The 9563-nt window shown below is 70.7% G+C and carries 7 protein-coding genes and 1 pseudogene; 2 read left to right on the top strand and 6 right to left on the bottom strand.

Going from position 1 to position 9563, the window contains the following annotated elements; genetic code table 11:
• Window positions 1–687, bottom strand: a 687-nt coding sequence (locus tag RT323_RS14670; protein WP_313409775.1) for an SDR family NAD(P)-dependent oxidoreductase, incomplete at its 3' end; no start/stop codon positions are given.
• A 132-nt stretch (window positions 688–819) separates the two neighbouring features.
• On the opposite strand from RT323_RS14670, the gene RT323_RS14665 reads away from it, so the two are divergent.
• The gene (locus tag RT323_RS14665) at window positions 820–3591 is read left to right on the top strand and encodes a DUF6801 domain-containing protein (RefSeq protein WP_313409773.1); all 2772 of its coding nucleotides are present in this window, start codon (window positions 820–822) and stop codon (window positions 3589–3591) included.
• Window positions 3592–3714: 123 nt separating this feature from the next.
• Here RT323_RS14665 and RT323_RS14660 read toward each other — a convergent pair whose 3' ends face one another.
• The 4 genes from RT323_RS14660 to RT323_RS14645 all read right to left on the bottom strand — a co-directional run bounded on the left by RT323_RS14660 (window position 3715) and on the right by RT323_RS14645 (window position 7743).
• The gene (locus RT323_RS14660) at window positions 3715–4395 is read right to left on the bottom strand and encodes a hypothetical protein (protein WP_313409772.1); all 681 of its coding nucleotides are present in this window, start codon (window positions 4393–4395) and stop codon (window positions 3715–3717) included.
• Complete coding sequence (locus RT323_RS14655) at window positions 4395–5162, bottom strand: maleylpyruvate isomerase family mycothiol-dependent enzyme (RefSeq protein ID WP_313409770.1); 768 nt, start codon at window positions 5160–5162, stop codon at window positions 4395–4397. Before RT323_RS14655 ends, RT323_RS14660 begins: the two co-directional genes overlap by 1 nt.
• Window positions 5155–5664 (bottom strand): hypothetical protein, encoded by a 510-nt coding sequence (locus tag RT323_RS14650; RefSeq protein ID WP_313409768.1) that lies wholly within the window; start codon window positions 5662–5664, stop codon window positions 5155–5157. The genes RT323_RS14655 and RT323_RS14650 overlap by 8 nt, the downstream gene beginning before the upstream one ends.
• Before the next feature lie 210 nt (window positions 5665–5874).
• Window positions 5875–7743 carry an acyl-CoA dehydrogenase gene (locus tag RT323_RS14645; protein WP_313409766.1) on the bottom strand — a complete coding sequence of 623 codons (1869 nt, stop codon included), beginning with the start codon at window positions 7741–7743 and terminating at the stop codon, window positions 5875–5877.
• Between the two features lie 396 nt (window positions 7744–8139).
• Here RT323_RS14645 and RT323_RS14640 point away from each other — a divergent pair, with 396 nt between their 5' ends.
• Complete coding sequence (locus RT323_RS14640) at window positions 8140–9060, top strand: LysR family transcriptional regulator (RefSeq protein ID WP_313409764.1); 921 nt, start codon at window positions 8140–8142, stop codon at window positions 9058–9060.
• Between the two features lie 153 nt (window positions 9061–9213).
• Here RT323_RS14640 and RT323_RS14635 read toward each other — a convergent pair.
• Window positions 9214–9563: pseudogene (locus tag RT323_RS14635) on the bottom strand (hypothetical protein); the annotation flags it as partial.

Raw genomic sequence — 9563 nt, 5'->3', positions numbered from 1 at the left:
GTGCGCGGGCTGGCTGAAGGCGCCCGCGAGGAAGTGGAATGCGGTGCCGCCGGACCGGGTGAGGTTGGTGGCGCTGAAGCCGGGGTGAGAGGCGACCGACACGGCTCCCAGCCCGGCGCTCTTCACGCGGCGGTCGAGCTCCTTCATGAACAGCAGGTTCGCCAGCTTGGACTCCGCGTACGAGCGCCAGCGCCGGTACCTGCGGGGGTCGCCGTCCGGCACGAGCGACCGCAGGTCGAGCCCCTTCGTCATCGTGTGGGCCAGGGACGAGACCGTCACGATCCGCGCGTCGCGCACCAGCGGCCACAGCGCCGCGGTCCAGGCGAAGTGGCCCAGGTGGTTGGTGGCGATCTGCAGCTCGAAGCCGTCGGTCGTGCGGCTGAAGGGCGGGATCATCACCCCGGCGTTGTTGACCAGGATGTCGATCGGGCGACCTTGGTCGGCCAGGGCGCGAGCGGCAGCGATGGTGCCGGCCAGGTCCGCCAGGTCGAGCGAGACGACCTCGACGTCTCCGCCCAGCTCGGCGACGGTGTCGGCGGCCTTGCGGTCGTCGCGCGCGGTGATGGCCACGTCGGCGCCGTGCCGCAGCAGCTGGCGTGCCGTCTCGGTGCCGATCCCGCTGGTGGCGCCCGTGACGAGTGCTCGCGTGCCGGTCAGGTCGCCGATGTCGGTGGTGGCCCAGTTCATGGGCCCCAGTGTGCCGGATACCCACGGTATGCGACTTTCGCAAACTGCGACACAGAAATGTAAACGTGTGTGACACTCAGCACATCAGCAGCGGGGGACACTGCCGTCCCTTGCTTTCTTGAAGGGAGAAACGTGACCATCTCGTCACTCGCGCGGGGCCGTCGCCCCGTCCAGCGAACCACGGCGCTGCTCGCCACCACGGCGCTCGCCGGGGGAACGCTCGCGATCATCGCGCCGACCACCGCCCTCGCGGCGGAGGAGGCGGCTGCCGATCGCCCCATCGACCAGAGTTACACGTATCGCTGCGACGTCGTCGCCGGCGAGGCCCCGGGCGGCCTGCCCCTCGGAACCCACGACGTGGGCGTCCGCACGCGGGTCGACGTCCCGGCCACCGTCGCACCGGGTGAGTCCGTCTCCAGCCGCTCGACCCAGATCGCGCTGACGATGCCCGAGACGCTGCGCGCCGCAACGGTCGGCCTGCTCAGCGGCAAGAGCGCCGGCGGCTCGTCCGAGGACGCCGCCGTCGACATGGAGTTCGCCGGCGACGTCCAGTCGTACGTCATCCAGGGCCTGTCCGCGCCGCAGACCCCGATCCCCGCCCAGGTGGGGGAGTCGTGGGTCATCGAGACCGAGGGCACCGTGCCCGTCATCGAGGCGCCCGACGCGGTCGGCACCGCGACGCTCACGATGCCGGCACGGTTCACCGTGAACGCCACGGTGCACACCGAGCCGGCCGGCAAGCCGGCCCTCGACGTCCCCGCGACGATGGACTGCGTGGGCCCCGAGTCCGCCGAGCGCGTCCTCACGACCATCGATGTCGTCGACGCCTCGTCCACGCCCGTCGCGAAGGACGTCGCTGCCGGCGAGGTCGGCATCACGGCCTTCGGATTCGGCCCGAAGGTCCCGGTCACGCTCGCGGCGTCCGGCGGCCGAGCGCCGTACACGTTCGCCGTCGTGACGAAGAACAACAGGACCACCGTGACGATCGACGGCTCCACCGCCGCGCTGTCCACGACCAGCGGGGGACCGGCCAGCTTCACCTACGCCGCGACCGACGCCGATGGACAGGTCAGCCCGCCGGCGACGGTCACGTTCGAGGGCGTCAACAACGCGCCGCTCGTGCGGGACCTGCACTTCACCGTCGGCAAGGGCAAGGCCATCGACCTGTGGCCGTACACCCGCGACGACAGCAACGGCTTCTACCTGTGGCAGGGCTACAACGACAAGCGGCGCGTGACCTACGGCGACCCGTCGCACGGCGAGCTCAGCCCGTTCCTCACCGCCGCCGACGTCGACAAGCCGGACTGGGGCCTGCCCACCGCCGACTTCCCGAAGCTCGGTCACAAGCAGACCTACACTCCCGATCCCGACTTCGTCGGCACCGACACGTTCACCTACACCTCCACCGACAACGAGGGTGCGTCGTCGACCGCGACGATCACCGTCGACGTGGTCGAGGAGGAGGCCGTCCGCGGGAAGCTCACGGGGTTGCGCTACAAGTGCGAGCCCCAGGACCGCGACCTGGAGACGGGCGAGGAGTACGTCGGTGTCACCGGCCTGCTGAACTACACGATGGGTGGCGCGATGGCGTTCACCGTCGACACCATCGCCGACATCCCCCGATCGGTCGAGCCGGGCGAGACGTTCACGCCCGCCCCGACCAAGGTCGACCTCGTCATGCCGCAGGGCCTGGCCGAGATCCTCGTGGGTGGCAACACGCTCGACACGATGGGCTTCGGTCAGACCGAGGTCGGCGGCTCCTCCAGCGCGTCGGCACGGTTCGTCGAGACGGCGACGGGGCGCGAGTACGACCTCCCGCTCCAGGGCCTCGAGGCCGAAGGGGTGCAGGCCAGCTGGCCCGTTCCCAGTGAGGGAGTGCGCATCCCGACCGTCGGCACCCTCGACCCGGTGACCGCGCCGGACCGCGGTGCGATCGAGGTCCACGCCCCCGAGACGATGGTCATCAACTCGAAGCTCGCCCCGGGAATCCTCGGTGCGATCACCGACGTGTGGCTCCAGTGCGCGGCGATGCCCGACCAGGATCTCCTGATCGGCACGACGTACGTCAAGGGCGAGTCGACCACGACCGCCACGGTCGGTCCGGTCTCGTACGGCTCCGCGCCGGTCGTGGACGTGGACATCGCCGCGGACAACGCTGCCCAGGGCACCGTCGAGGTGCGCCAGGACGGCAAGGTCGTCGGCACCGGTGAGGCGAAGGCCGGCAAGGCGCGCATCACCCTCCCCGCAGCGGCGAAGGTGGGCGACCACGAGATCGAGGTCGCGTACCTCGGCTTCGACGGTGCCGAGCCCTCGAGCACCACCGTGACGTACACGGTCGGCAAGGCCGACTCGTCCACGCGTGCAACCGTCGCCAAGACGGCGTACGGCAAGGCGAGCGTCGTCAAGGTGGCGATCGGCTCCGACGGCGAGGCCACCGGCAAGGTGGAGGTTCGTCGCGGCTCGTCCGTCGTCGGCACGGCGAACGTGGTCAAGGGCCGGGCGGACGTCCGTCTGCGCCAGCTGCCGGTCGGCGCGCACTCGCTGAGTGTGCGGTACCTCGGATCCGCATCGGCGGAGCCGTCGTCGGTCGCCGTCCGTGCGATCGTCACGAAGGCCGCGTCGAACGTCCGCGCCAAGGTCGCTCCCCGGAAGATCCGGGCCAAGCGGACCACGGCGAAGGTCGCGGTGCGAGTGGTCGCTCCCCAGGGCCTGGCCCGCGGCACGGTCACGGTCCGGCTGAAGGGCAAGGTCGTGGGTCGCGCCAAGGTCGCCGCCAACGGCAAGGCCACCGTGCGGCTCAAGAAGTTCGCGAAGCGCGGGACGTTCCGGCTCGTGATCTCCTACTCCGGCAACCGCACGGTCAAGGCCGACGCCGCGAAGGTGACGGTGAAGGTCCGCAAGTAGCAGTTCCGAGCGCCCGTTCCGGGTGCCCGGTGAACGCGGCGGGGACGACCATCGAGGTCGTCCCCGCCGTGTCATGCCCGGACTCCCGCAGGGGAAGGCGCCACCGTGCGGCCGATCGAGACGTCAGCGGGGGAGGACTGCGAACCACGGCACGGACCATCCGCCGAGGTCGAGTGCGCCGCTGACGAAGGCCTCGCGCCCGACGCGGACGATGCGTCCCGCACTGGGCTCGTAGACACGCAGCCGATCCGGTTCGGCGGAGACCACCAGCACCACGTGAGCGGGTCGCACGGCGTTCCCGGCGTACAGCGGCACCGTGTGACCGGACCGTGCGGCGGCCACGATGAGCTCGAACCCGGCAGCGAGGTCGTCCGGATCGAGGATGCGCCAGCGGTATCGCGTGCCACGCCCCGATCGGCCGGACCCGCCGCCCATCTGGCCGGCGGCTGCCCACGGAGAGGTCCCCACCACGCGAGGCCACGGGCACTGCGGCCTTCCGTCGTGGTCGCGCCATCGGCTCACGCGGTGGTGCATCGCCTTCACCTCGGGACCCCAGCGCGCCGGGTCGTCGAGGATCCACGATCCGTACGCGGGGTCGTGCAGCATCCGGGAGAGGACCAGGGACGACGCGCCGCACGACGTGTCGTCGGGTTGGCGGAACTCGCGGACGCGGTCGAGCGCGGGTGAGGACGGCGGGGTCGCTTCGGCGAAGGCCTGCGCCGCTGCCGGCTGCTGGCGCCGCGCCAGCCGTGACCGAACGTGACGCACGAGCGCCTCGAGGGGACGGGCGGCCCGCGGGGCCATCAGGTCGTGATGGTCATGGCGGCCAGGACCCGCTGCGCCAGTTCGGTGTCACCGTCGACGCGGGCCTCGACGCCATCGGGTCCGCGGCGCCCGCCGGCCAGGACCGTGAACGCCTCGGTGTCCATCGTCAACGTCGCGTCGGGCTCGGCGTCGGTACGTCGGGCGCGGCCGTCGTCGCCGACGCCGATCGTGGCGTCGACGGGGACGGGACCCGTGACGACCCAGCGCACGACGCTTCCCGCCGGTGCCTTCGCGCGGCGGCCCAGCACGTACGGCAGCGCAGCACTGAACGTCGCGGTGGTGACCTGGGCGCCCAGCGAGTCGAGGCCGCCGGGCAGCCCGACCGCGCGGCGGATGTCCTGCTCGTGCATCCACATGTCGATCGTGCGGTTGCGCAGGGCGACGTCCCAGGTCCAGTCGACACCGGCCGGGGTGACGGGGGCCTTTGCCTCGGGGTCCGGCAGGTCGGCCAGTCCCTCGGCGCGTCGCGCGACGAGGTCGCGCAGGTCCGACCGCAGCTGCTCGACCGGAACGTCGCGCAGGGCCACCACGCCGGCGTTCGTGTAGTCGGCCGGGACGGCGTTGCCGCCGACCTGCTCGCTCTCGCCCTCGACGAGCACCCGCTCGAGGTGCACCAGGTGCGCGAGCACGTCCTTGGCGGTCCATCCGGGCAGGTCGCTGGGGACGTCCCAGTCCTGCGGGTCGAGGTCGAGTACGGCGTCGGCGGACTGGCGCCAGGCGTCGATGTAGAGAGCGAGGTCAGTCATGCGAGAGCATCCTCCTGGTGCGGGCGGTCAGGGTGGCACCGGCGAGACCGAGCCCCAGGGCGAGACCGCCCCAGGCGATCGCCTTGCCGGCGCCCACCCGGCTCGAGAGATCGGTCAGGGCGGTGCCGTAGCGGGCGGTGTCGGTCTGGTCGTCGCGCGGGCGGCACACGATGCGAGCCTCGTCAGGAGCGTCGGGAAGGACGCCGAGCAGGTGCCAGCGGCTGCCGTCGCTGTCGACGACGATGTCGACCGTGGCGGGCGGGACGACGATCCGTTTCTTGCCCGCTCGGGCGACGCAGCGGATCGCGCGCTCCGGCTGGGGGAGGTCCGTCAGGACTGCGAGGTCGTCGTCACCGCTGGTCTGGATCGGCTGGCCGACGGGGACGACCGTGGCCTGGCGCAGCGGGTCCCAGGCGGAGGCCGCGAACGCGGTGCCGGCGACCCAGGCGAGCACCGCGACGAGGGCGGCCACCAGGTACCAGCGGCGACGGGTCAACTCCACCCGGTCAGCCTAGAGGGCCGCCGTCGAGTTCCTGTCGAGGACGCTCGTGAACCCGCTCCCGGTCCACTCTTGTGAATGGATCCACGCGCCTTCGACGGAACGGCGTGGATCCATTCACACAAGTGGCGAACGGGGGAGGGCGCCCGCCGGGGTGACGCACGAGCGGCGCGCACCCGTCGGGTGCGCGCCGCTCGAGTGAGTCAACTTGACTCAGAAGGCCGCTTCGTCGAGCTCCATGACGTCGAGGTCGACGGCCTCGGCCATCGCGCGCTCGGCCGCGAGGCGGGGCAGGACCGTCTTGGCGAAGAAGGACGCCGCGGCGACCTTGCCCTCGTAGAACGACTTGTCGGCACCCGTGGCGCCGGCGTCGAGCTTGGCCTGCGCGACCTCGGCGCCGCGCAGCAGCAGCCACGACACGACCAGGTCGCCCAGGACGTACACGAGGCGCGTCGTGTTGAGCGCGACCTTGTAGACGTTGCGGGCGTCACCGTTCTCGTCGGCCGGGTTCGACGCCATCAGGTCGGTGAACATCGCCGAAATGACGGCCGTCGTGTCCTCGAGGCCCTTGGCCAGGAGATCGCGCTCGACCTTGAGCCGGCCGTTGCCGGCCTCGTTCTCGATGAACGACGTGATCTGCTCGGACAGCCAGCCCAGGGCTCGACCCTGGTCCTTGACGATCTTGCGGAAGAACAGGTCCTGGCCTTGGATCGCGGTCGTGCCCTCGTAGAGCGTGTCGATCTTCGCGTCGCGGACGTACTGCTCGAGCGGGTACTCCTGCAGGAAGCCGGACCCGCCGAACGTCTGCAGCGACTCGGTGCCCAGCAGGACCCACGAGCGCTCGGAGCCGTAGCCCTTGACGAGCGGAAGCAGCAGGTCGTTGATGGCGGCCGGGAGGCTGCCGTCCTCGCCGTTGGCCTGCTTGAGCATGACCTCGTCCTGGAAGGTCGCCGCGTAGATCATCAGCGAGCGCAGGCCCTCGGCGAACGCCTTCTGCGTGAGCAGGGAGCGGCGCACGTCCGGGTGGTGCGTGATCGTGACGCGGGGGGCGTCCTTGGCCGGGTTGGTCAGGTCGGCGCCCTGCACGCGCTCCTTGGCGTACTCGAGCGCGTTGAGGTAGCCGGTCGACAGCGTCGCGATGGCCTTGGCGCCGACCATCATGCGAGCGTTCTCGATGACGCGGAACATCTGGTTGATGCCGTCGTGCACCTCGCCGAGCAGCCAGCCGGTGGCCGGGCCGCCGAGCTGCGGGTCGCCGAACGTGACCTCGCACGTGGCCGAGGCCTTGATGCCCATCTTCTTCTCGACGTTGGTGACGTAGGCGCCGTTGCGCTCGCCCGTCAGCTCGCCGGTCTCGAGGTCGAAGTGGTGCTCGGGCACGAGGAACAGCGAGAGGCCCTTGGTGCCCGGACCGCCGACGCCCTCGATGCCGACGGGGCGCGCCAGCACGAGGTGCATCGTGTTCTCGCCCAGGTCGCTGACGGCCGAGGTGATGAAGCGCTTGACGCCCTCGATGCGCCACGTGCCGTCCTCGTTCTGGAAGGCCTTGGTGCGGCCGGCGCCGACATCCGAGCCAGCGTCGGGCTCGGTCAGCACCATGGTGGTCAGCCAATGGCGGTCGATCATGATCTGCGCGATCTTCTTGTCACGCTCCGTGCCGTTCTCCCACACGATGCGGCTGAAGCCCGGGCCCGCGCCGTACATCCAGATGGCCGGGTTGGCGCCCAGGACGAACTCGCCCATGGCCCACATGAGCGACGAGGGAGCCGTCTGGCCACCGAGCTCGGTCGGCAGCTGCAGGCGCCACCACTCGGCGTCGATCCACTTCTGGTAGCTCTCCTTGAACGCGGGGTTCTGCGTCAGGGTGTGCGTCGCGGGGTCGAAGACCGGCGGGTTGCGGTCGGCGTCACTGAAGGAAGCGGCGAGGTCCTCGCGCGAGAGGCGCTCGACCTCGGACAGGATGCTCTTGGCCGTGTCGACGTCGACCTCGTCGAACGGGCCGATGCCCAGGACGGACTGCCGGTCGAACAACTCGAAGAGGTTGAACTCGACGTCGCGCAGATTGCTCTTGTAGTGGCTCATGGGCCAAGGACCTCCGGAAGATGGGGACTGCCACAGTTACTGGTCAGTTCTACTCGTCAGTAACGATACTCCAGCGGTCGCGCCGAACGAAAGGTGCAGGGCGGGAAATGGCCCATCGGTAGCAGGCGCGGATGGTCCCCCGGCAAAGAGAACGACCCGGCTCCTGGATGGAGACCGGGTCGGTGTGATGGGCGGGTCAGGCGCGACGCGTGGGGATACGGGTCAGGCCATCGGTGGCGACGAGGTAGCCGGTGTGGATCGTGCCCGCGGTGAGCGCGACGACCGCGGCGAGAGTCAGGAAGGTCATGAGCGGGTCCTTTCGTTCCCTGCCATTCTCGAACGTTCAACTGTCAAGGACAATCCAACACAACTTCATGGAACGTGTAGATTCACTACATGGATCCACGACGCCTTGCGATGCTGCGGGAATTGGCCGAGCGGGGCACCGTGGGGGCCGTCGCCGATGAGATGAACGTCACAGCGTCAGCGGTCTCCCAGCAACTGAAACTGCTCGAACGCGAGGCCGGAGTGCCCCTGATCGAGCCGGCCGGCCGCGGCGTCCGCCTCACGGCCGCCGGCCGTGCCCTGGCCGAGACGGCGACCGAGGTGGCGATCGCCTTGGAGCGCGCCGAGGCGAAGTGGCGTGAGTACCTCGGGCGGCCGGCCGGCGACGTCACGCTCACCGCGTTCCCGACGGGCGCCGAGATGCTCCTGCCCGGGCTGCTCACCCGCGTCGCGGACGAACCGGCGATCAACCTGATCTGCAGCGACCGGGACCCGACGCAGCGGTTCGAGGTTCTCGACATGGTCGCGCACTTCGACGTGGTCGTCGCCGACTCGCCGGCCGCCACGGAGGAGTGGCACGACCGCGGGCTGCACCTGGTGCCCCTGCTGCGCGAGCCACTCGACGTCGCCCTGCCCGAGCACCACCGCCTGGCGGACCGGCCCAGCCTGTCGCCCAAGGACGTCGCCAGCGAGACCTGGATCGGTGCGCCCCGCGACTTCCCCTACGACCGCGTCCTGCAGCAGCTGGTCGCGGTGACCGGCGAGCCCGTCCAGATCGCGCAGCGCTTCGACGACAACGGTGTCGTGGAGGCGCTGGTGGCCGCCGGTCACGGCATCGCGATCCTGCCGCGGTTCACGACCCGGACGCGGGAGAACGGCCTCGTGACCCGACCGCTCGTGGGCATCCGGGCACGGCGCGAGATCACCGCCGTGCTCCGGCCCGATCGGTTCGAACGACCCAGCGTCCGATTCGTCGTCCAGGCGCTGCGTGACGAGGCTCGTGCCGTCGCCGACCGCCACGGCGCCGTCTGAGCGGGGCCCGGGGGAGCGGTGACTCAGCGTCCGTTCCCAAGGAGGAATGGACGCCCACTCACCGCCCTCGACGAGACGCGGCCGCGTGCGGTGACTGAGCGTCCACCTCGCCGCGGAAAAGGACGCTGAGTCACCGCCCTTCAGCACCCCACTTCACAGGAAGGCGTCGATCAGCAGCCATCCCGCGATGAGCGTGATCGCCGCGAGGTAGAGCCGGTCGAAGCGGCGCTCGGGCATCCGGTCGAGGACGCGGCTGCCGAGCCACGTGCCGGCGACCACGCCGACGATGCCCACCGCCGCAGCGGGCGCCTGGGCGAAGGGCAGCAGCCCGACGGAGCCGAAGAGCACGAGCTTCACCGCGTGACCGACGACCTGGGACGCGGCGAAGGTGCCGACGAAGCCGAGCCGGTCGCGGGTGCCGGCGCGCAGGAACGGAGCCGCGAGCGGTCCCGTCGCGCCGACCACGGGGTTCAGCGCGCCCAGGAGTGCGCCCAGGCCCAGCC

Origin of the sequence: Aeromicrobium sp., from assembly GCF_032084975.1 — a bacterium.
GTDB lineage: Bacteria > Actinomycetota > Actinomycetes > Propionibacteriales > Nocardioidaceae > Aeromicrobium.
Note: the sequence above shows the minus strand (reverse complement) of the source record. Positions and strands in the feature narration are given on the sequence as shown.

Bases quoted from the DNA above. Each gene is read 5' to 3' on its own strand.
- RT323_RS14645 (WP_313409766.1), bottom strand. From the start codon at position 7,743: ATGAGCCACTACAAGAGCAATCTGCGCGACGTCGAGTTCAACCTCTTC.
- RT323_RS14640 (WP_313409764.1), top strand. From the start codon at position 8,140: ATGGATCCACGACGCCTTGCGATGCTGCGGGAATTGGCCGAGCGGGGC.
- RT323_RS14660 (WP_313409772.1), bottom strand. From the start codon at position 4,395: ATGGCCCCGCGGGCCGCCCGTCCCCTCGAGGCGCTCGTGCGTCACGTT.
- RT323_RS14655 (WP_313409770.1), bottom strand. From the start codon at position 5,162: ATGACTGACCTCGCTCTCTACATCGACGCCTGGCGCCAGTCCGCCGAC.